Annotated in this window: 22 protein-coding genes; 11 read left to right on the top strand and 11 right to left on the bottom strand. The window is 67.9% G+C overall.

Annotation, left to right across the window (positions count from 1 at the left end; genetic code table 11):
* From FFS62_RS16140 to FFS62_RS16115, 6 genes are all read right to left on the bottom strand, one after another.
* Entirely contained in the window at nucleotides 1–681 is a 681-nt protein-coding gene (locus tag FFS62_RS16140) for a methionine ABC transporter permease (protein WP_137973854.1), read from the bottom strand.
* Nucleotides 681–1688: a methionine ABC transporter ATP-binding protein gene (locus FFS62_RS16135; protein WP_137973853.1), complete on the bottom strand. Its 1008-nt coding sequence runs from the start codon at nucleotides 1686–1688 to the stop codon at nucleotides 681–683. Before FFS62_RS16135 ends, FFS62_RS16140 begins: the two co-directional genes overlap by 1 nt.
* A 209-nt stretch (nucleotides 1689–1897) precedes the next feature.
* A complete protein-coding gene (locus tag FFS62_RS16130; RefSeq protein WP_137973852.1) occupies nucleotides 1898–2905 on the bottom strand; it encodes a hypothetical protein in 1008 nt (335 codons plus the stop codon).
* Between the two features lie 53 nt (nucleotides 2906–2958).
* Complete coding sequence (gene znuB, locus FFS62_RS16125; RefSeq protein ID WP_137973851.1) at nucleotides 2959–3747, bottom strand: zinc ABC transporter permease subunit ZnuB; 789 nt, start codon at nucleotides 3745–3747, stop codon at nucleotides 2959–2961.
* The gene (znuC, locus tag FFS62_RS16120) at nucleotides 3747–4538 is read right to left on the bottom strand and encodes a zinc ABC transporter ATP-binding protein ZnuC (RefSeq protein ID WP_137973850.1); all 792 of its coding nucleotides are present in this window, start codon (nucleotides 4536–4538) and stop codon (nucleotides 3747–3749) included. Before znuC ends, znuB begins: the two co-directional genes overlap by 1 nt.
* Complete coding sequence (locus FFS62_RS16115; protein WP_137973849.1) at nucleotides 4535–5035, bottom strand: Fur family transcriptional regulator; 501 nt, start codon at nucleotides 5033–5035, stop codon at nucleotides 4535–4537. The genes znuC and FFS62_RS16115 overlap by 4 nt, the downstream gene beginning before the upstream one ends.
* Nucleotides 5036–5098: 63 nt before the next feature.
* Here FFS62_RS16115 and FFS62_RS16110 point away from each other — a divergent pair, with 63 nt between their 5' ends.
* Together FFS62_RS16110 and FFS62_RS16105 are read left to right on the top strand one after the other, a co-directional pair.
* Nucleotides 5099–6007 (top strand): zinc ABC transporter substrate-binding protein, encoded by a 909-nt coding sequence (locus tag FFS62_RS16110; RefSeq protein ID WP_256662284.1) that lies wholly within the window; start codon nucleotides 5099–5101, stop codon nucleotides 6005–6007.
* A 9-nt stretch (nucleotides 6008–6016) separates the two neighbouring features.
* Nucleotides 6017–6367 carry a hypothetical protein gene (locus FFS62_RS16105; RefSeq protein WP_137973847.1) on the top strand — a complete coding sequence of 117 codons (351 nt, stop codon included), beginning with the start codon at nucleotides 6017–6019 and terminating at the stop codon, nucleotides 6365–6367.
* A gap of 129 nt (nucleotides 6368–6496) precedes the next feature.
* On the opposite strand, the gene FFS62_RS16100 is transcribed toward FFS62_RS16105, so the two are convergent.
* Together FFS62_RS16100 and FFS62_RS16095 are read right to left on the bottom strand one after the other, a co-directional pair.
* Nucleotides 6497–7447 carry a homoserine kinase gene (locus tag FFS62_RS16100; protein WP_137973846.1) on the bottom strand — a complete coding sequence of 317 codons (951 nt, stop codon included), beginning with the start codon at nucleotides 7445–7447 and terminating at the stop codon, nucleotides 6497–6499.
* Between the two features lie 6 nt (nucleotides 7448–7453).
* Complete coding sequence (locus FFS62_RS16095) at nucleotides 7454–7738, bottom strand: DUF2782 domain-containing protein (protein WP_137973845.1); 285 nt, start codon at nucleotides 7736–7738, stop codon at nucleotides 7454–7456.
* Between the two features lie 74 nt (nucleotides 7739–7812).
* Between FFS62_RS16095 and polA the strand changes: the two genes are divergently transcribed.
* Nucleotides 7813–10584: a DNA polymerase I gene (gene polA, locus FFS62_RS16090; RefSeq protein ID WP_137973844.1), complete on the top strand. Its 2772-nt coding sequence runs from the start codon at nucleotides 7813–7815 to the stop codon at nucleotides 10582–10584.
* 310 nt (nucleotides 10585–10894) lie between these two features.
* Here the strand turns inward: polA and yihA are convergent, their stop codons facing one another.
* Nucleotides 10895–11545, bottom strand: a complete 651-nt coding sequence (gene yihA, locus FFS62_RS16085) for a ribosome biogenesis GTP-binding protein YihA/YsxC (protein ID WP_137973843.1) — start codon at nucleotides 11543–11545, stop codon at nucleotides 10895–10897.
* Nucleotides 11546–11748: 203 nt separating this feature from the next.
* Here yihA and FFS62_RS16080 point away from each other — a divergent pair, with 203 nt between their 5' ends.
* The 5 genes from FFS62_RS16080 (at nucleotide 11749) to FFS62_RS16060 (ending at nucleotide 16323) form a co-directional block, all read left to right on the top strand.
* Nucleotides 11749–12042, top strand: a complete 294-nt coding sequence (locus FFS62_RS16080; protein WP_137973842.1) for a cytochrome c5 family protein — start codon at nucleotides 11749–11751, stop codon at nucleotides 12040–12042.
* A 45-nt stretch (nucleotides 12043–12087) separates the two neighbouring features.
* Complete coding sequence (locus FFS62_RS16075) at nucleotides 12088–12738, top strand: cytochrome c (RefSeq protein WP_137973841.1); 651 nt, start codon at nucleotides 12088–12090, stop codon at nucleotides 12736–12738.
* A gap of 146 nt (nucleotides 12739–12884) precedes the next feature.
* Nucleotides 12885–13514, top strand: a complete 630-nt coding sequence (locus FFS62_RS16070; RefSeq protein WP_137973840.1) for a thiol:disulfide interchange protein DsbA/DsbL — start codon at nucleotides 12885–12887, stop codon at nucleotides 13512–13514.
* A gap of 10 nt (nucleotides 13515–13524) precedes the next feature.
* Nucleotides 13525–14370 carry an endonuclease/exonuclease/phosphatase family protein gene (locus FFS62_RS16065; RefSeq protein WP_137973839.1) on the top strand — a complete coding sequence of 282 codons (846 nt, stop codon included), beginning with the start codon at nucleotides 13525–13527 and terminating at the stop codon, nucleotides 14368–14370.
* Between the two features lie 24 nt (nucleotides 14371–14394).
* Nucleotides 14395–16323: a GGDEF domain-containing protein gene (locus tag FFS62_RS16060; RefSeq protein ID WP_137973838.1), complete on the top strand. Its 1929-nt coding sequence runs from the start codon at nucleotides 14395–14397 to the stop codon at nucleotides 16321–16323.
* A 23-nt stretch (nucleotides 16324–16346) separates the two neighbouring features.
* Here the strand turns inward: FFS62_RS16060 and FFS62_RS16055 are convergent, their stop codons facing one another.
* Nucleotides 16347–17768, bottom strand: a complete 1422-nt coding sequence (locus FFS62_RS16055; RefSeq protein ID WP_137973837.1) for a DASH family cryptochrome — start codon at nucleotides 17766–17768, stop codon at nucleotides 16347–16349.
* Between the two features lie 188 nt (nucleotides 17769–17956).
* Between FFS62_RS16055 and FFS62_RS16050 the strand changes: the two genes are divergently transcribed.
* The 3 genes from FFS62_RS16050 to FFS62_RS16040 all read left to right on the top strand — a co-directional run bounded on the left by FFS62_RS16050 (nucleotide 17957) and on the right by FFS62_RS16040 (nucleotide 21040).
* On the top strand, nucleotides 17957–18550 hold the full coding sequence (locus FFS62_RS16050) for a MarC family protein (protein ID WP_137973836.1): 594 nt from the start codon (nucleotides 17957–17959) through the stop codon (nucleotides 18548–18550).
* A gap of 36 nt (nucleotides 18551–18586) precedes the next feature.
* Nucleotides 18587–19360: an N-acetylmuramoyl-L-alanine amidase gene (locus FFS62_RS16045; protein ID WP_137973835.1), complete on the top strand. Its 774-nt coding sequence runs from the start codon at nucleotides 18587–18589 to the stop codon at nucleotides 19358–19360.
* 105 nt (nucleotides 19361–19465) lie between these two features.
* Nucleotides 19466–21040 (top strand): EAL domain-containing protein, encoded by a 1575-nt coding sequence (locus tag FFS62_RS16040; RefSeq protein ID WP_137973834.1) that lies wholly within the window; start codon nucleotides 19466–19468, stop codon nucleotides 21038–21040.
* Here the strand turns inward: FFS62_RS16040 and FFS62_RS16035 are convergent.
* Nucleotides 21037–21447 (bottom strand): DUF1330 domain-containing protein, encoded by a 411-nt coding sequence (locus FFS62_RS16035; protein WP_137973833.1) that lies wholly within the window; start codon nucleotides 21445–21447, stop codon nucleotides 21037–21039. The two genes, FFS62_RS16040 and FFS62_RS16035, sit on opposite strands and share 4 nt — an antisense overlap.
* Nucleotides 21448–21514: the final 67 nt, after the last annotated feature.

Below are 21514 nucleotides of genomic sequence, written 5' to 3'. Positions count from 1 at the left end.
TTACTTGCGTGAGAAGTGGATGACCAGCTTGTCGCCGCCCATCTGCAGGACCTGCACCAGGATCAGCAGGAGGATGACGGTCACCGCCATCACGTCCGGCTGGTAGCGCTGGTAGCCGTAGCGCACGGCCAGGTCGCCGAGGCCGCCGCCGCCGATCAGGCCGCTCATCGCGGTGTAGGAGACCAGGGTAATGGCGGTCACGGTGGTGGCCGCGATCAGCCCCGGCAGCGCTTCCGGCAACAGGGCGCGGAAGATGATCTGCAGCGTGCTGGCGCCCATCGCCTGGGTCGCTTCGATGATGCCGCGGTCGACTTCGCGCAGCGCAGTTTCCACCAGGCGGGCAAAGAACGGCGTGGCGCCCACCACCAGCGGCGGGATGGCGCCGGCGACGCCCAGCGAGGTGCCGGTGATCAGCACGGTCAGCGGGATCATCAGGATCAGCAGGATCACGAACGGCACCGAGCGCAGCACGTTGACCACCAGCGACAGCACGCCGTACAGCGCGCGCTGCTCGAACATCTGCCGCGGGCCGGTGAGGAATAGCAGCACGCCCAAGGGAAGTCCCAGGAGTACGGTGAACAGGGTGGCGCCGCCGAGCATATTGAGGGTGTCGAGGCTGGCGTAGCCGATTTCCTGCCAGTCGACATTCGGTAGCCAGTTGGTCAGCAGTTGCTCGAGCATCAGCGCAGCACCTCCAGGTGCACGTCGGCGGCGCCGAAGCGCGCCAGCGCGGCGTCGATGTCGCCGCCGGTCAGGGCCAGTGTCAGCTGGCCGTAGGGCGTGTCCTTGATGCGGTCGATGCGCCCGGCAAGGATGCTGTAGTCGACGCCGGTCTCGCGGGCCACGGTGCCGAGCAACGGCGCGTAGGTGGCCTCGCCCTGGAAGGTCAGGCGCAGGATCCTGCCGCTGACATGGGCGAAGTCGTCGCGCTGCTCGTTCTCGTCGATGTGCTCGTCTTCCTGCACGAAGCGGCGCGTGGTCGGGTGCTGCGGGTGGAGGAACACCTGGGCCACCGGGCCCTGCTCGACGATGGTGCCGGCGTCCATCACCGCCACCTGGTCGCAGACCCGGCGGATCACGTCCATCTCGTGGGTGATGAGGACGATGGTCAGGCCCAGCTCGCGGTTGATCTCGGCCAGCAGCTGCAGGACCTGGCCGGTGGTCTGCGGATCGAGGGCGCTGGTGGCCTCGTCGCACAGCAGGATCTTCGGCCGGGTGGCCAGGGCGCGGGCGATGCCGACGCGCTGCTTCTGGCCGCCGGACAGCTGCGCCGGGAACTTGTTGGCGTGATCGCTGAGGCCGACCCGGGCCAGCAGTTCGGCGACGCGCTGGGTGATCTGCTCGCGGCTCAGCTCGCCGGCCAGCTCCAGCGGCATGGCCACGTTGGCGGCGACAGTCTTCGACGACAGCAGGTTGAAGTGCTGGAAGATCATCCCGACCTGGCGGCGGAAGCGGCGCAGGCCGTTGGCATCCAGCGCGGTGACGTCTTCGCCATCGATCTCGATGCGACCGCCGCTGGGTTCTTCCAGGCGATTGATCAGGCGCAGCAGGGTGCTCTTGCCGGCCCCGGAATGGCCGATCAGGCCGAACACCTGGCCGCGTTTGACGCGCAGACTGGTGGGCTGCAAGGCAGGCACATCGCGCCCGGCGACCCGATAGGTCTTGTTGACGTGGTGAAACTCGATCACGGAGCGAACCTTGTGGGTACGTTGAAGGCTGTCTGCCGGCGTGGAGGTGGGGCCGGCGATTTCAGCAAGCGTAGGCGGTTGGCCGAAAGCCGCGCATTTTAGCCGCTTTGTTTATACGCTCTTAGTCTTTATTGACCTGAATTGTTTTCAGAAGGGAATAAGAACGAAACGGCCGCCTCGTGGGCGGCCGTGGTGACACAGATCGGAGATCAGCCGTTGCTTTGCGGGCTCAGCACCAGGCGCGGTTCCTGATCCGGCTTCAGTACCGGCGAGAATTGCGGGGCGAAGGCCGGGTCGAGCTTCTTGATCCGCGCCGAGAGCAGGGCGGCGACGAAGGGGTAGTCCTTGGCCTCGCGTACTTCCAGGCGCACCGCGCAATCGAACGCCACCACGTCGGCGGCCACCTGATCCAGCAGGTTGCGCAGGCTGTCGCGGTCATTGGCATCGAGCATCGGCATGGGCACGCTGCTGCTGGCTGCCGCCGGATCGATCAGGCGTGCGCGGGGCGCGGCGGCCACGGCCGGCTTGGCGGCTTCGACCTTGGCCACCGCGGGCGCTGGGGCAACGGCAGGTTGCGCGGCGGCGGCCGGCTGGGCACGGGCCTCGCGCTCGGCGGCGGCTTTTTCCTCGGCCAACTTCTGCTGGCGGGCGCGCTCGGCCTCCTTCTTGGCGATGATCGCCTCGGCTTCCTGCAGGCGGCGCTCGACGTCCTCGCGACGCTCTGTGGGGTTCTCGGCGACGGCGGCCACCGCCGGCTTGGCCGCGACCTTGGCCGGAGCCGGAGCCGGCTGCGCTTGCGGTTTGGCTGCGGCCACTGCTGCCGGCTTGGCACCGCTCTCGGCGGCGCTGGCGGCCAGGCTGGCCTGGTATTCCTGCTTCAGCGCCGGGGAGGCCGCGCTCAGGTGCTGCTGGCCCTGACTCAGGGTGGCGTTGGCCGCGGCGGCATTGCCGGCCTGCAGCTGCTGGCGACCCTGTTTCAGGTAGGCGTTGGCCAGTTCGCGCTGGTACTGGCCGATGCGTACATCGTTGCTGGCGGTGTGCTGGCGCAGGGTATTGAGGCCGCTCTCGGCAGCCTGCAACTCGCCGCGGGAGATCTGTGCGGAGATCTGGCTGAAGTCCTTTACCAGTTCATCCACGGTCCAGTATTCGGCACGGGCTTCGCCCAGCAGCAGGCCGAGGCCGAGCGCGGCGAGATAACGATAGCTTCCCTTGTTCATCATGTGACCCGTTGGTTTCGGTGCGTTTTGGATTGGGCAAAAAACGCCCAATGCTAACGGGCCCGACGGGGCAGGGCAAAGCCTATGAGGAAAATTGCTGCCGCTGATACCACGATAGAAGGCCCGGCTGGCGTGTCCTGGAACCAGGAAAGGCTCAAGCCCGCGGCTACCGCCAGCATACCGAGGAAACTGGCGCCGATCGCCATCTGTTCCGGGGTGCGTGCATGGCGCTGGGCGGCGGCGGCCGGAATGATCAGCAGCGAGGTGATCAGCAGCACCCCGACTATCTTCATGGCCACGGCGATGACCACCGCGATCAGCAGCATCAGCGCCAGGCGCAGTGCCGCCACCGGCAGGCCTTCGACCCGCGCCAGCTCCTCGTGCACGGTGATCGCCAGCAGGCGCCGCCACAACGGCAGCAGCAGGGCCAGGACTAGGGCGCAGCCGCCGAGAATCCAGGCCAGGTCGGCGCTGCCGACGGCCAGCAGGTCGCCGAACAGGTAGCCCATCAGGTCGATGCGCACCTCGTCCATAAAACTCAGTACCACCAGCCCCAGCGACAGGGTGGTCGGCGCCAGGATGCCGAGCAGGGTGTCCGAGGCCAGTGCCTGGCGCTGCTGCAGGGTGACCAGCAGCACGGCGAGCAGCAGGCAGCCGACGGTGACCGCCAGGGTCGGGCTGAGGTCGAGGAGGAAGCCCAGGGCCACGCCGAGCAGGGCGGCGTGGGACAGGGTGTCGCCGAAATAGGCCATGCGCCGCCACACCACGAAGGAGCCGAGCGGGCCGGCCACCAGGGCCAGGGCCAGGCCGGCGAGCAATGCGTTGAGGAGGAAGTCGGGCATCAGTGCTTGCACCCCGGGCCGTGCACATGGGCCGGGCCGTGAATGGTCAGGCCGGGCGCCTCGACCACCGCGCCGTGCAGGTCGTGGCTGTGGTCGTGGTGGTGGTGGTAGATGGCCAGGCTCTTGGCGTCCTGGCCGAACATCTCGACGAAGGCCGGGTCGTTGCTGACGTGTTCCGGGTGGCCGGAGCAGCACACGTGGCGATTCAGACAGACCACCTGGTCGGTGGTGCTCATCACCAGGTGCAGGTCGTGGGACACCATCAGCACGCCGCAGCCGTGGCGGTCGCGCAGGCGGGTGATCAGGCGGTACAGCTCGGCCTGGCCGGCCACGTCGACACCCTGCACCGGCTCGTCGAGCACCAGCAGTTCCGGCTCGCGCAGCAGGGCGCGGGCCAGCAGCACGCGCTGCAGCTCGCCGCCGGAGATGCTCTGCAGCGGGCTGTCCAGCACCTGCTCGGCGCCCACTTCGGCCAGCGCGGCCATGGCGGCGGCGCGATCCACGCCCGGCACCAGGCGCAGGAAGCGCAGCACCGAGAGCGGCAGGGTCGGCTCGACGTGGAGCTTCTGCGGCATGTAGCCGACGCGCAGGCGCGCCTTGCGCTGCACGCTGCCGCGGTCGGGCTTGAGCAGGCCGAGCACGGTGCGTACCAGGGTGGTCTTGCCGGCGCCGTTGGGGCCGATCAGGGTGACGATCTCGCCGGGGCGCACGGTCAGCTGCACGTCCTGCAGCACGGCCTGGCCGGCGAAGCCGACGCCGACGCCGTCGAGATGGATCAGCGCCTCGCTCATCGCGGGCCCTGGCAGCCGGCGCACAGGCCGACCACTTCGACGGTCTGGCTCTCCACGGCGAAACCGACCTGGCTGGCTCCGCTGACGATGGCCTGGCTGATCGAGGCCTGCTCCAGCTCGATGGCGGTGTGGCAGGTGCGGCAGATGAGGAACTGGCCCTGGTGCAGCTCGCCCGGGTGCACGCAGCCGATAAAGGCGTTGAGCGATGCGATGCGATGGACCAGGCCGTTTTCCAGGAGGAAGTCCAGGGCGCGGTACACGGTGGGCGGCGCGGCGCGGCGGCCGTCCTCGTCGCTCAGCACGCCGAGAATGTCGTAGGCGCCCAGCGGCTTGTGGCTGGCCCAAACCAGTTCCAGCACGCGCTTGCGCAGCGCGGTCAGGCGCGTGCCCTGCTTGGCGCACAGCGCCTCGGCCTCGGCCAGGGCGGCGGCCACGCAGCGCGAATGGTCGTGCGGCAGGCAGGCCAGCGGGGTGTTATCGGTCAGCGGCTTGAACATGACGAGGACGTCCGGGTGAAGAGACGTTATTCTATAACTCTTTTTCTGCCGAGTCTTGCCGTCGTGTCGCGTCTGTTCGTTGTTCTCGCTTTCTCCCTGTTCAGCCTGACCGCTCAGGCCGAGGTGCGCGTGCTGACCAGCATCAAGCCGCTGCAGCTGATCGCCGCCGCCGTGCAGGGCGATCTCGGCCAGCCCGAGGTGCTGCTGCCGCCGGGTGCTTCGCCGCACCACTTTGCCCTGCGTCCGTCGGACGTGCGCCGGGTGCAGAGCGCCGACCTGTTGTACTGGATCGGTGCGGACATGGAGACTTTCCTGCCGCGCGTGCTGAGTGGCCGCGAGCTGCCGAGCGTGGCGGTACAGGAGCTGCCGGGCCTGACCCTGCGCCACTTCGGCGAGAGCGAAGGCGAGCATGAGCACCACGACGAGCATGGCGCGGACGAGCACGACCACGAGCATCGCCCCGGCAGCCTGGACGCTCACCTCTGGCTGCTGCCGGCCAATGCGCGGGTGATCGCCGCGAAGATCGCCGCCGATCTGTCCACTGCCGACCCGGCCAACGCCGCGCGCTATCGGGCCAACCTGCAGGCCTTCGAGCAGCGCCTGTCCGCCGCCGATGCGGCGCTCGAGGCACGCCTGGCGCCGCTGGCCAGCAAGTCGTTCTTCGTCTTCCACCAGGCCTTCGACTACTTCGAGTCCGCCTACGGTCTGCAACACGCCGGTGTCTTCACCGCCGCCAGCGAGGTGCAGCCGGGCGCGCGCCATGTGGCGGCGATGCGTGAACGGCTACAGGCGACTGGTCCGGCCTGCGTGTTCAGCGAGCCGCCGCTGCGCCCGCGTCTGGCGGACACCCTGTCCGCCGGCCTGCCGGTGAAGCTGGCCGAGCTGGATGCGCTGGGTGCCAAGGCCACGAGCTACGAACAGTTGTTGACCGATCTGGGCAGCGGCCTGGCCGGCTGCCTGGAAAGCCTCTGAGGAGTGAACATGCGCAAGGGATGGCGCTGGCCGGCGGCGACGCTGGGGATGATGGGAGTCGGTGCGCTGGTGGGTTACCAGGCTGCGCGCTGGCAGGCCGGGCTGCAGGACATCCTGTGCCCCGGCGATTTCCGCGAGTACCGCACCGAGGTGGCCCTGCACGATGGCGGCGGCCTGCAGTTGCCGGCGGACACCCGCCTGCGTGTGCGCTTCTGCGAATACAACGCCCAGGCGCAGCTGGAGCTGTTGATCGACAAGAGCGAGTTCGGGCGACTGCAGCCGGTGGACAACCCGCGCGGCGAACGCTGGCTGTACAACCTGCAGCCCGCCTCAGAACCCGTTTCCGAGCTTCGGAATTAGAGTCAGGCAAGGCAAAAGCGGCCGAGGAAGCGCAGTTTACAAGCGGTAAATGAGCATCCCTACCGGGCTGGCGATCCAGGCTGCTTTTAACGCCGGCTGGCCGCGAGTCCGGAGGTCGGAAGCAGGTTCTCAGAGGGCGAACGGTAGCGGCAGTCTGACCTGCTGACGGTGCGCCAGACGGCGCTGGAACTCGGCCGGATCCTTGACCAGCACATCGCGGCCCTGAAAGCGGCGGGCGGCGATCAGCCTTGAGAGCCAGAAGCGCAGGCAGGCGATGCGCAGCATGGCCGGCCATAGCTCGGCCTCGGCGCGGGTGAAGGGGCGCAGCGCGGCGTAGGCGCCGAGCAGGGCGCGACCACGGGCCAGGTCCAGGTCGTCGTCGGCCTGCGAGCACCAGTCGTTGAGGGTGATCGCCAGGTCGTAGAGCATCGGCCCCGAGCAGGCGTTGTAGAAGTCGATCACCCCGGCCAGCTGGTTGCCGTCGAACAGCGCGTTGTCGCGGAACAGGTCGGCATGCAGATTGGCCCGCGGCAGGGCGAGGATGCGCGCCTTCAGCTCGCCCACCTCGTGCAGGCTGTCGCGCAGCAGCGGCAGCTGCTCGTCGTGCAGCTCCAGGGCCAGTACCGGGCCCTCTTCCAGCATCCAGTCGAGACCGCGGTCGCTGCGCCGTTCGAGGATGTTGTCGCGGGTCGCCAGGTGCAGGCGCGCCAGCCAGGTGCCGACTTCCGCGCAATGATGGGCGTTGGGCTGGCTGACGTGCTTGCCGGCCAGGCGCGGCTGCAGGATGGCCGGCTTTTCCGCCAGTTCACGCAGCGCCTCGCCATTCTGCGTCGGCACCGCGTAGGGCACCGGCAGGCCGGCCTGGTGCAGGCGTTCGAGCAGCGCGATGAAGAACGGCATGTCGGCCCGCGGGCCGCGCTCCACCAGAGTCAGCACGAACTCGCCACCGTCCAGGCTGACGAAGAAGTTGCTGTTCTCGGTGCCGGCGGCGATGCCGCGGAAATCCTTCAGACGGCCCAGGCCGTAGGGTTCGAGGAAGACTTCCAGTTCATGGCGTTCGAGGGGCGTGAAGACCGACATGGCGTATTACCAGCTGAAGATTTCCCAGGCGGGAATCAGCATGTCCGGTTGATCGGAGCGGATGAAGTTGCCTTCGCTGCCGTCGGCACGTACCAGGAAGTACGGCTTGCCGTTCTTGGGCGTGACCTTGATGGCGTAGAGGAAACCGTTCTGCCGGTACTCGGTGATGGTCTTGTCGCCATCCTGGCGGATGGTCACGTCCGGGTCGCCGGTGACTTCGTCCTCGGCCAGGGCGAGCGCGGGGCTGGCGGCCAGCAGGGTGGCCAGAGTCAGGCGGGTGAGCAGGCGCATGGTAACCTTGTCCCTTTCTTCAGGTTGATGCGCACATTCTAGCGCTCGCCCCCGGCAAAAGGTTGATCTCGCGTATGTCCAACGCCCCTCTGGTTCTGGTCGACGGCTCCTCCTATCTGTACCGCGCCTTCCATGCCCTGCCGCCGCTGGCCACCTCCAAGGGGCTGCAGACCGGTGCGGTGAAGGGCGTGCTGAACATGCTCAAGAGCCTGCGCAAGCAGTATCCGGACAGCCCCTTCGCCGTGGTCTTCGACGCCAAGGGCGGCACTTTCCGCGACGCCATGTTCGCCGAGTACAAGGCCAACCGCCCGCCGATGCCGGAGGACCTGCGTGGCCAGGTCGAGCCGCTGCATGCCAGCGTGCGCGCCCTCGGTTACCCGCTGCTGTGCGTGGAGGGCGTGGAGGCCGACGACGTGATCGGTACCCTGGCCCGCCAGTGCGCGGCTCTCGGTCGCGACGTGGTGATCTCCACCGGGGACAAGGACATGGCCCAGCTGGTCTGCCCGCACGTCACCCTGGTCAACACCATGACCGGCAGCGTCTACGACATCGATGGGGTGAAGGCCAAGTTCGGTGTCGGCCCCGAGCTGATCATCGACTACCTGGCGCTGATGGGCGACAAGGTCGACAACATTCCCGGCGTGCCGGGCGTCGGCGAGAAGACCGCGCTGGGCCTGCTGGTCGGCGTCGGCGGCGGCCTGGAGGTGCTCTACGCCAACCTCGACAAGGTGCCCGAGCTGCCGATCCGCGGCGCCAAGACCCTGCCGGCCAAGCTGGCCGAGCACAAGGACATGGCCTTCCTCTCTTATCAGCTGGCGACCATCAAGACCGACGTCGAGCTGAACATCCAGATCGACGACCTGCATCCCGGCGAGCCGGATCGCGAGGCGTTGCTGCAGCTCTACACCGAGCTGGAGTTCAAGAGCTGGCAGGACGAGCTGCTGCGCGACAAGGCCAAGAACCCGCCGGCCCCGCCGATCAGCGGCGGCCTGTTCGACGAGGGCCCGCTGAGCGAGACGCCGGCCGTGGCCAGCAACTACGAGACGGTACTGGAGCAGGCGCAGTTCGATGCCTGGCTGAAGAAGCTGGAGCAGGCCGAGCTGATCGCCTTCGACACCGAGACCACCAGCCTCGACCCGCAGCAGGCCCAGGTGGTCGGCGTGTCGTTCGCCGTTACCGCCGGCGAGGCGGCCTACGTGCCGCTGGCGCACTCCTACATGGGCGTGCCCGAGCAGCTCGACCGCGACGCGGTGCTGCGCGCGCTCAAGCCGATTCTCGAGGACCCGGCCAAGGCCAAGGTCGGCCAGCACGGCAAGTACGACATGAACGTGCTGGCCAACGCCACCACGCCCATCGAGGTGCAGGGCCTGGCCTTCGACACCATGCTCGAGTCCTACGTACTGGATTCCACGGCGACCCGCCACGACATGGACAGCCTGGCGCTCAAGTATCTCGAGCACAGCACCATCCGTTTCGAGGACATCGCCGGCAAGGGCGCCAAGCAGCTGACCTTCGACCAGATCGCCATCGAGCAGGCCGGCCCCTATGCGGCCGAGGATGCCGACGTGACCCTGCGTCTGCATCAGACCCTGTGGGCCAAGCTGTCGGCGACGCCGGCGCTGGTCAAGGTGCTCAAGGAGATCGAGATGCCGCTGGTGCCGGTGCTGGCGCGCATCGAGCGCAACGGCGCGCTGGTCGACGCCAAGCTGCTCGGTCAGCAGAGCCTGGAGCTGGGCGAGAAGATGATCGGCCTGGAGCGCGAGGCTTATGCCATTGCCGAGCAGGAGTTCAACCTCGGTTCGCCCAAGCAGCTCGGCGCCATCCTCTATGAAAAGCTCGGCCTGCCGGTGCTGAGCAAGACTGCCACCGGCCAGCCGTCCACCGCCGAGAACGTGCTGGCCGAGCTGGCCGAGCAGGACTACGAGCTGCCCAAGGTGATCATGCAGTACCGCTCGCTGAGCAAGCTGAAGAGCACCTACACCGACCGCCTGCCGGAGCAGATCAACCCGCGCACCGGGCGCATCCACACCAGCTACCACCAGGCGGTGGCGGCCACCGGGCGGCTGTCGTCGACCGACCCGAACCTGCAGAACATCCCGATCCGCACCTCCGAGGGCCGGCGCATTCGCCAGGCATTCGTCGCGCCCAAGGGTTACAAGCTGATGTCGGCGGACTACTCGCAGATCGAGCTGCGCATCATGGCCCACCTGGCCAAGGACGAGGGCCTGCTGGACGCCTTCCGCCACGACCGCGACGTGCACCGCGCCACCGCTGCCGAAGTGTTCGGGGTCGAGCTGGAACAGGTGACCAACGACCAGCGGCGCAGCGCCAAGGCGATCAACTTCGGCCTGATCTATGGCATGAGCGCCTTCGGTCTGGCCAAGCAGATCGGCGTCGACCGCAAGCAGTCCCAGGCCTATATCGACCGTTACTTCGCCCGTTATCCCGGGGTGCTGGCCTACATGGAGCGCACCCGCGAGCAGGCCACCCAGCAGGGTTATGTCGAGACCCTGTTCGGCCGTCGTCTGTACCTGCCGGACATCCACGCGAAGAACCCGGCGCTGCGCAAGGGCGCCGAACGCACCGCGATCAATGCGCCGATGCAGGGCACGGCGGCGGACATCATGAAGCGCGCGATGGTCGCCGTGGACCAGTGGCTGCCGCAGTCCGGGCTGGATGCGAAAGTCATCCTGCAGGTCCACGACGAGCTGGTGCTGGAGGTGCGCGAGGATCAGGTGGATGCGCTCAGGGCCGGCCTGCTGCCGCTGATGAGCGGTGCCGCGGCGCTGGATGTACCGCTGGTGGTCGAGGCCGGAGTGGGCGACAACTGGGACGAGGCGCATTGATGGCTGCGGCATAAGGTCGCACGCCTTATGCCGCTTTCAGCGTTATCACCGCATGCTTATGGCAATGCGATTTAAAAAAAACTGAACTAACCGCCAGATTGGCCAGTCAGAGATCACGAATGGCATGCGTGCCTTTCGATGCTCCTAGCTGTGTTTTAGTGTTGGCAGATCTCTGAACCCCGCCCTAGCGGTTCAGAATTGAACCCCGGTCTTCTCCCTCCCCATACGAAGCCCGGGGTTTTTTTTGCCCGCGATTTTCTGCGTGGCGGCCACGCAGGCCGGCGCAAGCGGCGGCAAAAATTACCGTGATTCAAGCCTGTTCGCCGGCCTCTTCCTCGTCCTCGATCAGCCCCAGCCATTGGGCCAGCACCAGCTGTGCCTCCTCCACGCCCATGCGCTTGGGCGCGGAGAACAGCTGGATGCTGGCGACGTCGTCGCCCCACTCCTTACGGATCTCCTGGCGCACCTTGAGCAGGGCATTCTTGGCGGCGCCGAAGGTCAGCTTGTCGGCCTTGGTCAGCAGGATATGCAGCGGCATGCCGCTGGCCTTGGACCAATCCAGCATCATGCTGTCGAACTCGGTCAGCGGGTGGCGGATGTCCATCATCAGCACCAGTCCGCACAGGCTCTCGCGGCTGCCCAGGTAGGCTTCCAGGTGCTTCTGCCAGTGCTGCTTGAGCGGGATCGGCACCTTGGCGTAGCCGTAGCCGGGCAGGTCGACCAGGCGGCGCTCATCGTCCAGGCGGAAGAAGTTGAGCAGCTGGGTGCGCCCCGGGGTCTTCGAGGTGCGCGCCAGGCTGGCGTGGGTCAGGGTGTTCAGCGCGCTCGACTTGCCGGCGTTGGAGCGGCCGGCGAAGGCCACTTCCAGGCCCGCATCGTCCGGGCATTGGTCGACCTTGGCGGCGCTGATGAGAAAGGTTGCCTGCTGGCACAGGCCGAGAATGGGATTCTTGGATGACATGGGGAGTCCGTATGGGCGGGGAGCCGGAGCGCTCGGCGACGGCCCGGGAGGCCCCGGGGCGCGGCATGCTGTCGCTTCCGTTTCAGCGACGCCAGTATATAATGCCGCAGATTTTGTGTGCGCTTTGTCCTTCCGCCGGGAACGAGACAGAACACGCTGCGCGACTAGACGCAGGCCGTTCCCTCCCTGATGAGGTTTAGGCTATGAATAAAGTGCTGATCGTCGGCGCGGCGTTGCTGTGGTTGTCGGGTGTCGCGAATGCGGCGCAGGATCCCGAAGCGGTTTATGCCAAGGCCTGTGCGGCCTGCCACAATGGTCAACTGCCGATGGCGCCCAAACGAGGCGACAAGGCAGCTTGGGAGCCACGCGTGGCCAAGGGCATGGACGCGCTGGTGCTGAGCGTCACCAACGGTTTGAATGCCATGCCACCCCGTGGCCTGTGCATGGATTGCAGTGCCGAGGACTACCAGGCCGTCATCAAGTTGATGAGCGAGTAGTCCCGTAAGAAACCTAATTACCTCTAGCCGTTATTGGATTAGCTGATGAACAAAGTACTCGTGAGTCTCCTGTTGAGCCTGGGTGTCTCCGTGGCCGCGCAAGCCGCCGACGCTGGCAAGATCGTCGGCGATGCCGAAGCCGGCAAGGCCAAGACGGCTGTCTGTGGTGCCTGCCACGGTGCCGACGGCAACAGCGCCGCGCCGAACTTCCCCAAGCTGGCCGGCCAGGGCGAGCGTTACCTGCTGAAGCAGCTGCACGACATCAAGGCCGGCTCCACGCCGACCGCCGAGCCGGGCGTTGGCCGTAAGGTGCTGGAGATGACCGGTCTGCTGGATAACCTCAGCGAGCAGGATCTGGCCGACATCGCCGCCTATTTCGCTTCCCAGCAGATGAGCGTCGGCGCCGCCGATCCCAAGCTGGTCGAGCGTGGCGAGGCTCTGTTCCGCGGCGGCAAGATCGCCGAGGGCATGCCGGCCTGCACCGGTTGCCACTCGCCGAACGGCGCCGGTCTGGCCGCTGCCAGCTTCCCCAAACTGGGCGGCCAGCATGCGACATACGTGGCCAAGCAGCTGACCGACTTCCGCGAAGGCAACCGCACCAACGACGGCGACGCGATGATCATGCGCGCCATCGCCGCCAAGCTGAGCAACAAGGACATCGAAGCAGTATCCAGCTACATCCAAGGCCTGCACTAAGCAGCGCTGACAAGCGGAAACAAAAGGGTGGCCACGGCCACCCTTTTTCGTTGGTGCTGCCGCTACAATGCCGGAACCCGCCGCTGCGCCGCCGGTCGAACCGAGCCGCGTCCGCCTGCGCGGTTCCCATCGTCAAGGAGTTCTGCATGCGTAACCTGATTCTCAGCGCCGCCTTCGCCAGCCTCAGCCTGCTGGGCCTGGGCGCCCAGGCCGAGAGCATCGAAGCCGGCCGCCAGTACGCCGAGCTGAGCAGCCCGGTACCGGTTTCCCAGCCGGGCAAGATCGAGGTGGTCGAGCTGTTCTGGTACGGCTGCCCGCACTGCTACCAGTTCGAGCCGACCCTCAACCCCTGGGTCGAGAAGCTGCCGGAAGACGTCAACTTCGTGCGTATCCCCGCCCTGTTCGGTGGCCTGTGGGACGCACACGGCCAGATGTTCATCACCCTCCAGTCCATGGGTGTGGAGCAGAAGGTTCACCATGCGATCTTCGAGAAACTGCATGGCAATCCCAAGCAGCTGCAAACTCCGGAAGAGATGGCCGAGTTTCTCGCCAGCCAGGGCGTGGACAAGGACAAGTTCATCAGCACCTTCAACTCCTTCGCCGTCAAAGGCTTGATGGGCAAGGCCAAGCAGCTGGCGAAGTCCTACCAGATCACCGGCGTGCCGGTGCTGATCGTCAACGGCAAGTATCGTTTCGACGTGGGCTCTTCCGGTGGTCCGAAAGAGACCCTGGGCGTCGCCGACTTCCTGATCCAGAAAGAGCGTTCCGCCAACTGAGTACCTAACCATGCTGCGCCGCTGGAGTTCCGGGCGTTCCGCGGGCCTGCGCCAGACGCAGGTCAACGGTCTTTGCGCGGACTCCGGCGGCCACTGTGGCGATGGCCGCCTGCGCCTGCTCAGCTTCAACATCCAGGTCGGCATCAGCACCGAGCGTTATCACCACTACCTGACCCGTGGCTGGCAGCACCTGCTGCCGCACCCTGGCAGGGCCGGCAATCTGCAACGGATCGGCGCGCTGCTCGGCGACTATGACCTGGTCGCCTTGCAGGAAGTGGACGGTGGCAGCCTGCGCTCGGGCTACGTCAACCAGGTCGAACGCCTGGCCGAGCTGGGCGCTTTCCCCTATTGGTACCAACAGCTCAATCGCAACCTCGGCCGCCTGGCCCAGCACAGCAATGGCGTGCTCAGCCGGCTGCGTCCCGACCAGCTGGAGGATCACCCGCTACCCGGCCCGCCGGGGCGCGGCGCCGTGCTGCTGAAGTTCGGCGAGGGCGCGGATGCGCTGGTGGTGATCAACATGCACCTGGCCCTGGGGCCGCGCACCCGCACCCGCCAGCTGGCCTATGTGCGCGAGCTGATCGACGGCGCTCGCCACGTGGTGCTGATGGGCGACATGAACACCCACGCCATCGACCTGCTGCAGCACTCGCCGCTGCGCGACCTGGGTCTGGTCGCCCCGCAGATCGACGCGACCTTTCCCAGCTGGCGTCCGCAGCGCTGTCTGGATCATATTCTGCTGAGTCCGGAGCTGGTGCTGGAGCGGGTTGCCGTGCTCAGTCAGCCGATCTCCGATCATTTGCCGGTGGCGGTGGATATCCGCCTGCCGACCGGCCTCAATCTGCCTATGCTGTAGTGGCTTTGCCACTGGATCGCCACCATGACCGATGATGCCCAGCGCTGGAAAGCCAAGTACCTGGAGAGCCTGGAGCAGCAGGAGCTGCAGGAGCAGCGCTGGAACGAGCGTCTCGACCTGCTGCGCCGCGGCCTGGTGCGCAGCTCCCTGGCGGCCGAGGGCAGCGACAAGGCGGTGGACCAGTGCATGCAGGAGCTGCGTGACCTGATCCGCAGCGAGCAGATGGACAACGGCCTCTCGGCCCTGATCCCGCGCCTGGAGAAGGCGGTACTGGACTCCGAGCACCGCCGCCAGCAACGGATCGAGCAGAACGTCGCCGGCATCACCGGGCTGACCCAGCAGTTGCTGGCGCTCGATCCGCCGCGCGAGGTGCGCAAGGCGCTCAAGCAGTTCTCCAAGCGTATCGAGGAACGCGCCAGCCAGTCCCGCGAATTGCCGGCGTTGCTGGCCGAACTGAGCAGCCTGCAGGGCAAGACCCTGAGCGTGCTGGGCAGCGATCAGGTGGCGCGCCCCGGCCTGCTGCAACGCCTGTTCGGTGGCCGCGACGAGGCGGCCGGTGATGCGCCGACCGAGCAGCCCAAGACACAACCCGCCAGCGAGCAGGACTTCGAACTCGAGGACGACGAGCCACCGGCACCAGTTGCCCCGGCGCCGGCTCAGGCGGCGCCCGTTGTCGAACCGGCTCCAATGGCCCCCGCAGCGCCACCGCCGGCAGCCTCTGCCAACCCCGTCGCCATAGAGCAGCCGGTCGAGCGGACCGAGCCCGGCCAGCCGCAGCCAGCCGTCACTCCCTCGGTAACCCGCGCCGTGCCTTCGGCTGCCAGCCTGGACAGCCTGCCGCTGGACGCACGCATCATCACCGGCGATGGCGACCCCGCCTTCGCCCTGCCCGAGCGTCCGGAGCCGGGCTACAGCGCCGTGGCGCCGCATATCGCCGACAGCCTGCTGGGTCTGCTCGACGAACTGGAGCTGCCGGAGCACCACCAGCCCCAGGGCGAGGCTCTGCGCGAGCGCTTGCGCGGCGGCCTGAACTGGTACGAGCTGGTGCCGCTGCTGGACGACCTGGCGGTGCTGGTGCTGGCCGTCACCGACAGTGGCCAGCGCGAGTTCGCCGGCTATCTCAAGCAGCTCAACGAGCGCCTGGCCGCCTTCCTCGGCACCCTCACCGAGGCCCACGAGGGCTACAGCGAGTCGGTGGAGAGCGCGCGCAACTTCAACCAGGAACTGCGCGACCAGGTCAGCGGCTTGCAGGCCAGCGTGCAGGAGGCGGTCGACCTGCCCAGTCTCAAGCGCGCCCTGGAACAGCGCCTGGACGGCCTGCTCAGCACGGTGGGCGATCACCAGCGCCAGCGCGAGGGGCGCGAGGAAGAAGTGGCGCAGCGCCTGCAGGCACTGTCGCAGCGGGTCGCCGAGATGGAGCAGGAGGCCCAGGGTTTCCGCGATCACCTCGAGGAGCAGCGGCAGAAGGCCCTGACCGATCCGCTCACCGGCCTGGCCAACCGTGCCGGCTGGGCCGAGCGCCTGGAGCTGGAGGTGGCGCGCTGGCGCCGCTACGGCGGCGAGCTGCTGCTGGCGGTGCTCGACATCGACCACTTCAAGCGCATCAACGACGGCTACGGCCACCTGGCCGGCGACAAGGTGCTGAAGATCATCGCCGGCGAGCTGGTCAAGCGCCTGCGCAAGACCGACTTCCTCGCCCGCTTCGGCGGCGAGGAGTTCGTCCTGCTGGTGCCGAGCACGCCGCTGGAGGGCGGCCAGCAACTGCTGGAAACCCTGCGCGGTGCTATCGAGTCCTGCCCGTTCCACTTCCGTGGCGAGCCGGTGACCATCACCTTATCTGGAGGTCTGACCGCCTTCCTGCCTGGCGAGAGCAGCGAGACCGCCTTCGGCCGCGCCGACCAGGCGCTGTACAAAGCCAAGCGCCAGGGACGCAACCGCGTCGAGCTGGGCTAGCCCAGGCGCTCGGTGATCGGGCGCTAGGCCGCGCTCGGCAGATAAGGCTTCCAGTCCTCCGGAATTCGCTCCAGGCGCGGATAGCCCATGGCATCCAGCTGCAGGTGCGGCAGCAGGAACGGCGTGTGCCGCAGGTGCTGCGGCACCTCGCGCAGCTCCGGCAGCCACAGGCTGACGTAAGCCGCGCTGGGGTCGTACTGGCGGGCCTGGCGCAGGGCGTTGGCCAGGTGCTGGCGATGCGGGTCGCTGGCGACGCCGGCCAGGTAGGCCCAGTTGCCCCAGTTACTGGCCGGGTCGTAGTCCAGCAGATGTTCCTCGAACCAGGCGGCGCCGTGCCGCCAATCCTGCTGCAGGTTGCCGACCAGGTAGCTGGCGACTATCTGCCGGCCGCGGTTGGACATGAAGCCGGTGGCGGCCAGCTCGCGCATATTGGCGTCCACCAGCGGCATGCCGGTGCGCCCCTGGCACCACTGTTCGAAGCGCTCATCCAGCTGCTGTGGCGCGCGTGCCGTGGCCTTCAGCCCGTCGGCGCGGAACAGCGCGTCGCCATGGCGCACCAGGGTCCAGCGGAAGAACTCGCGCCAGAGCATTTCCTGCCACAGGGCGCGGGTCGAGTCGTTCTGCCCGTACTGCGACTCGTGGCGGCGCAGCTCGGCCACCACCCGCCGCGGTGAGAGCGCGCCGTTGGCCAGCCAGGGCGAGAGCTTGGACGAGTACTCGCTGCCGATCATGCCGTTGCGCGTCTCGCGATAGCTGCGCACGCCCTGGGTCAGCCACAGGTAGTCGCGCAGGCGTGCCTGGGCCGCCGGCTCGCCGCCGGAGAAGGGAAAGGCGCTGTTGGGCACGCTGAGCGGCTCGCCAAGGCCGAGCTGGGACAGGCTGGGCAAGGCGGCGAAATAGGCGCTGGCGTTGTCCGGCAGGGGCGGTAGGCGCATCGCCGCCGGACGCGGCTGGAACACCGGCAGGCGCTGCTCGATGCGCTCGCGGAACTGGCTGAACACCTGCGGCAGCTCGCTGGGCGCACAGGGCAGGTCGGCGGCGTGCAGCAGATTATTGCCCGGCAGCTCGCGCAGCTGTGCCGGACCGAGGGCCTGGCGCAGGGCGTCGAGCTGGGCGCGCGACTGCGGCGCGATCTCTTCCAGGGTCAGTACCTCGTCGAGGTCGAGCTGCTCGGCCAGGCGCGGGATCAGCTGCTCGGCGTGGCCCTGCAGCACCAGCAGGCCGGAGCCACGCTGGCGCAGCTCGCCGTCGAGGGCGGCCAGGCTCTCCATCAGGAACCGCGCGCGGTGCACGCCGAGGCGGCGGCAGCCGAGCGGGCCGGGTTGCAGCAGGTCGGGGTCGAACACGTACAGCGGCAGTACCCGGTCGGCGTCCATGGCGGCCTGCAGGGCCGGGTGGTCGTCGAGGCGCAGATCCTGCTTGAACCAGAGCAGCACGCGGCGCATGGCGTCATCCTCGAGGAGGCATGAATTGACGATACGACTGCTATGACCGCCGCGCATGGCCGTTTGTCCCCGCACCGCTTCCCCGTGTCCGAAGTGTCGAGCGATTGTGACGGACTTCGCATTTGCCGGCTGCGCAGACGAGCGTGATGGCGGCGGATAAACTGTGAGCATTCCCCGAGGAGCGCTACATGGACATTTTCGGCATCGCCGTGCTGATCTTTCTGGTCACCGATCCGTTCGGCAATATCGCCATCTACCTGGCCGCGCTGAAGAACGTCGCGCCCGAGCGGCGCATGCGCGTGGCCCTGCGCGAGTTGCTGCTGGCCCTGGTGCTGTTGATGGTGTTCCTCACCTTCGGTGACAAGATCCTCAGCGGCCTGGGCCTGTCGCGCGAGGCCACGGCCATCGCCGGCGGCATCATCCTGTTCGTCATCGCCATGCGCCTGATCTTCCCGCGTCCCGAGGGCGTGCTGGGCGACCTGCCGGATGGCGAACCGCTGCTGGTACCGCTGGCCACGCCGGCGGTGGCCGGGCCCTCGGCCCTGGCCGTGCTGATGACCCTGCGCAGCACCTACGAGGGGCCGCTGTGGGAGCTGTACCTGGCCGTCGGCCTGGCCTGGCTGGCTACCGCCAGCATCCTGCTGCAGGCCTCCTGGCTGCAGAAGTTCCTCGGTCCCCGCGGCCTCACTGCGGTGGAGCGCCTGACCGGCATGCTGCTGATCATGCTGAGTGTCGACATGTTGCTGGACAACCTGCAGAGCGTTCTGCACATCGCCCCCTGAGGTACACTGCCGCCCCGACCTGCCGTGCCGATCCCGATGAGACTCGCCGCCCTCGCCCTGTTCGCCCTGCTCCTTGCCGGCTGCGCCAGCGGCCCGCAGATTGACGACAGCCTGCGCGCCCAGGGCCAGAGCAGCCGCGTGCAGTACATCGTGCTGCACTACACCTCCACCGATCTGGTGCGCTCGCTGGCGCTGCTGACCCGGGGCGAAGTCAGTGCCCACTACCTGATCGACGATGGTGCGGCCAAGGTCTATCGCCTAGTCGACGAGGACCGCCGCGCCTGGCATGCCGGCGACAGCGAATGGCAGGGCCGCACCTGGCTCAACGCCAGCACCATCGGCATCGAGCTGGTCAACCAGGGCTACTACGAGGGGCCGGCCGGGCGCTACTGGCAGCCCTATGGCGAGGCGCAGATACAGGCGCTGATCGCCCTGCTCAAGGACCTGGTCAAGCGCCACGACCTGCCGATCGACAGCATCATCGGCCACGGCGACATCGCTCCCCAGCGCAAGGTCGACCCCGGCCCGCTGTTCCCCTGGAAGCGCCTGGCCGATGCCGGCCTGATCCGTTGGCCGGAGGCCGCCGCTGTGGCTCGCGAGCAGGCGCGCTTCGCCGCCGCGCTACCGGAAATCCTCTGGTTCCAGCAGCAGCTGCACCAACTCGGCTACCCGGTGCCGCGCACCGGCCTGCTCGATACGGCCACGCGCAACGTGCTGATCGCCTTCCAGATGAAGTACCGCCCGGCCCGTTATGACGGCGAGGCGGACGCCGAGAGCGCGGCGATCCTGCAGGTACTCAACCAGCGCTGAGACCGGCGTACGCCGTCTGTCGCGTGCGCTGCGTGCACGCCAGCGAAGCCGCATCAGGCGCAGCCGCTGCGCTATACCTGAAGGGTTCCCTACGGAGCCCAACCCATGTCCCTCAGCCTGCGCCGCCTGCTCTTCCGTCCCTGGCCGGCGGCGCTATTGGCTACCTGCCTCGGCATCCTGCTGTTCGGCCTGGCCGGCCTGTGGCTGGCCAACAACCAGGCCCAGCGCGCCGAGGCCGAGCGTCTACAGGTGCAGGGCCAGCGCTTTCTGCAGCGCATCGAACAGATCTTCGGCCAGCTCGGCGCGGCCCTCGACGAACTGGAGCAGCAACCCCTGCGCGGTTGCGACCTGGCCATGGTGGAGACCCTGCGCCGCGTGGTGTTCCAGCACCGCTTCGTCTACGAGGCGGCCTTCATCGGTGGCGACCAGCGCTGCTCCTCGTCGCCGCGGCGCAGCTCGCTGGGGCCGGAGCGGGCGCCGGACCTGGAGGGCGAGCGCCAGCGCTACTGGCTGAATACCACCGCCCAGCCCGACGACGACCTGGCCGCGCTGGTGGTCGGCCGCGGCTACTTCCGCCTGTCCACCTCGCGCGGGCACCTGGCCGACATGGTCGAGCTGCCGGCCGGCGGCAGCCTGATGATAGTGCCGCGCGATGGCGCCAAGGCCCTGCCGATCCTCGGCCCGGCGCAGCCTTGGCCGCCGGCCGCGCAATGGCCCGAGGGCCAGGAGTTGCAGCTGACCCCGGGCCAGCTGATCTACCGCATGCCGACCAACAGCCCGGACTTCGACCTAGTGCTGTTCGCCGACCGCAGCCTCCTTCAGCAGCGCCTGCGCGAAGGCCTGTTCGGCTGGTTGCCGGTGGCCCTGCTGCTGGCCCTGCTCGCCGGCCTGAGTACCTATCACCTGGTCAGCTATCGCCAGTCCCTCGGTGGTTCGCTGGCCTCCGCCCTGCGCCGCCGCGCCCTGCGCGTGCGCTACCAGCCGATCTTCGATCTGGAGAGCCGCCGCTGCGTCGGTGCCGAGGCCTTGGTGCGCTGGCGCCGGGCCGACGGCAAGCTGCTCGGCCCCGACCACTTCATCCCCATGGCCGAGAGCAGCGGGCAGATCCGCGAGATTACCGACTACATGCTGGAGCAGGTGCTGGTGCAACTCGGCGACCTGCTGCGCCAGCAGCCGGGGCTGTATATCTCGATCAACCTGGCCGCCTGCGACATCGCCGAGCCGCGCATCAGCGTGCTGGCTGCTCGCCTGCTGCTGCAGCACCGGGTCGCGGCCGGGCAGATCGCCTTCGAGGTCACCGAGTCGGGCCTGGCCGATATCCAGGCGGCCAAGGGCGTGCTGGCGCAATTGCGCGAGAGCGGCCATCGGGTGCTGATCGACGACTTCGGCACCGGCTATTCCAGCCTGGCCTACCTGCAGGAGCTGCCGGCCGATGTGCTGAAGATCGACAAGTCGTTCGTCGACGCTCTCGGCCATGACGCGGCCAGCAGTGGGGTGGCGCCGCACATCATCCAGATGGCCGCGGCGCTGCAGCTCAAGGTGGTGGCCGAAGGCATCGAGCACGAGGCCCAGGCGGTGTTCCTCGCCGCCCAGGGCGCCCAGTGCGGGCAGGGCTGGCTGTTCGCCAAGCCGCTGACCGCGCGCCAGCTCCGCCGCTTGCTGGAGCGTCAGGCCGGCTAGGCCGGCGGCGCCAGGCAGCCGATCAGCCGCGAGTCAGCCAGGGCCGCCGTGCGGTGCACGGTGGCGGCCTGGTACTCGGCATCGGCGAGCATGCCGAGAAGGGCCTGGCGCGAGGGATAGTGCACCAGCAGCACCTCGTCCCACTGCTCGCCGGCCGGAGCGATCAGTGCCGCCTTGGCTTGGGCCAGCAGCTGCACATTGCCGCCCACGCTACGCACCTTGGCCAGCGCCGTGCGGCTGTAGCGTGCATAGGCCTCGCGGCCGCTGCAGGGAGCGTGCGGGCAGTCCGCGGGATAGCGGGCATCGGTGTGGTAACGCAGCAGGTTGAGCATCAGGATCGGCTGGTCTGCGGGCATGTCGGCGGCGAAGGCGGCCAGTTGTTCGCGGCTGGGGTTGATGCTGGGCATGGCGATCTCCGCAAATGACTGCGGCCAGCCTGGAGGGGCTGGCCGCAATGGTCAATCGCCATCCACG

Source organism: Pseudomonas sp. F(2018) (genome assembly GCF_005508865.1).
In the GTDB taxonomy this organism is placed as follows: domain Bacteria; phylum Pseudomonadota; class Gammaproteobacteria; order Pseudomonadales; family Pseudomonadaceae; genus Aquipseudomonas.
Note: the sequence above shows the minus strand (reverse complement) of the source record. Positions and strands in the feature narration are given on the sequence as shown.

Excerpts from the sequence above, each read along its gene's own strand:
- FFS62_RS16130 (WP_137973852.1), bottom strand. The coding sequence starts at position 2,905 with ATGAACAAGGGAAGCTATCGTTATCTCGCCGCGCTCGGCCTCGGCCTG.
- FFS62_RS16140 (WP_137973854.1), bottom strand. The coding sequence starts at position 681 with ATGCTCGAGCAACTGCTGACCAACTGGCTACCGAATGTCGACTGGCAG.
- polA (WP_137973844.1), top strand. The coding sequence starts at position 7,813 with ATGTCCAACGCCCCTCTGGTTCTGGTCGACGGCTCCTCCTATCTGTAC.
- FFS62_RS16100 (WP_137973846.1), bottom strand. The coding sequence starts at position 7,447 with ATGTCGGTCTTCACGCCCCTCGAACGCCATGAACTGGAAGTCTTCCTC.
- FFS62_RS16065 (WP_137973839.1), top strand. The coding sequence starts at position 13,525 with ATGCTGCGCCGCTGGAGTTCCGGGCGTTCCGCGGGCCTGCGCCAGACG.
- FFS62_RS16080 (WP_137973842.1), top strand. The coding sequence starts at position 11,749 with ATGAATAAAGTGCTGATCGTCGGCGCGGCGTTGCTGTGGTTGTCGGGT.
- FFS62_RS16060 (WP_137973838.1), top strand. The coding sequence starts at position 14,395 with ATGACCGATGATGCCCAGCGCTGGAAAGCCAAGTACCTGGAGAGCCTG.
- FFS62_RS16105 (WP_137973847.1), top strand. The coding sequence starts at position 6,017 with ATGCGCAAGGGATGGCGCTGGCCGGCGGCGACGCTGGGGATGATGGGA.
- znuB (WP_137973851.1), bottom strand. The coding sequence starts at position 3,747 with ATGCCCGACTTCCTCCTCAACGCATTGCTCGCCGGCCTGGCCCTGGCC.
- FFS62_RS16055 (WP_137973837.1), bottom strand. The coding sequence starts at position 17,768 with ATGCGCCGCGTGCTGCTCTGGTTCAAGCAGGATCTGCGCCTCGACGAC.
- FFS62_RS16095 (WP_137973845.1), bottom strand. The coding sequence starts at position 7,738 with ATGCGCCTGCTCACCCGCCTGACTCTGGCCACCCTGCTGGCCGCCAGC.
- FFS62_RS16075 (WP_137973841.1), top strand. The coding sequence starts at position 12,088 with ATGAACAAAGTACTCGTGAGTCTCCTGTTGAGCCTGGGTGTCTCCGTG.
- FFS62_RS16040 (WP_137973834.1), top strand. The coding sequence starts at position 19,466 with ATGTCCCTCAGCCTGCGCCGCCTGCTCTTCCGTCCCTGGCCGGCGGCG.
- yihA (WP_137973843.1), bottom strand. The coding sequence starts at position 11,545 with ATGTCATCCAAGAATCCCATTCTCGGCCTGTGCCAGCAGGCAACCTTT.
- FFS62_RS16070 (WP_137973840.1), top strand. The coding sequence starts at position 12,885 with ATGCGTAACCTGATTCTCAGCGCCGCCTTCGCCAGCCTCAGCCTGCTG.
- FFS62_RS16115 (WP_137973849.1), bottom strand. The coding sequence starts at position 5,035 with ATGTTCAAGCCGCTGACCGATAACACCCCGCTGGCCTGCCTGCCGCAC.
- FFS62_RS16050 (WP_137973836.1), top strand. The coding sequence starts at position 17,957 with ATGGACATTTTCGGCATCGCCGTGCTGATCTTTCTGGTCACCGATCCG.
- znuC (WP_137973850.1), bottom strand. The coding sequence starts at position 4,538 with ATGAGCGAGGCGCTGATCCATCTCGACGGCGTCGGCGTCGGCTTCGCC.
- FFS62_RS16045 (WP_137973835.1), top strand. The coding sequence starts at position 18,587 with ATGAGACTCGCCGCCCTCGCCCTGTTCGCCCTGCTCCTTGCCGGCTGC.
- FFS62_RS16035 (WP_137973833.1), bottom strand. The coding sequence starts at position 21,447 with ATGCCCAGCATCAACCCCAGCCGCGAACAACTGGCCGCCTTCGCCGCC.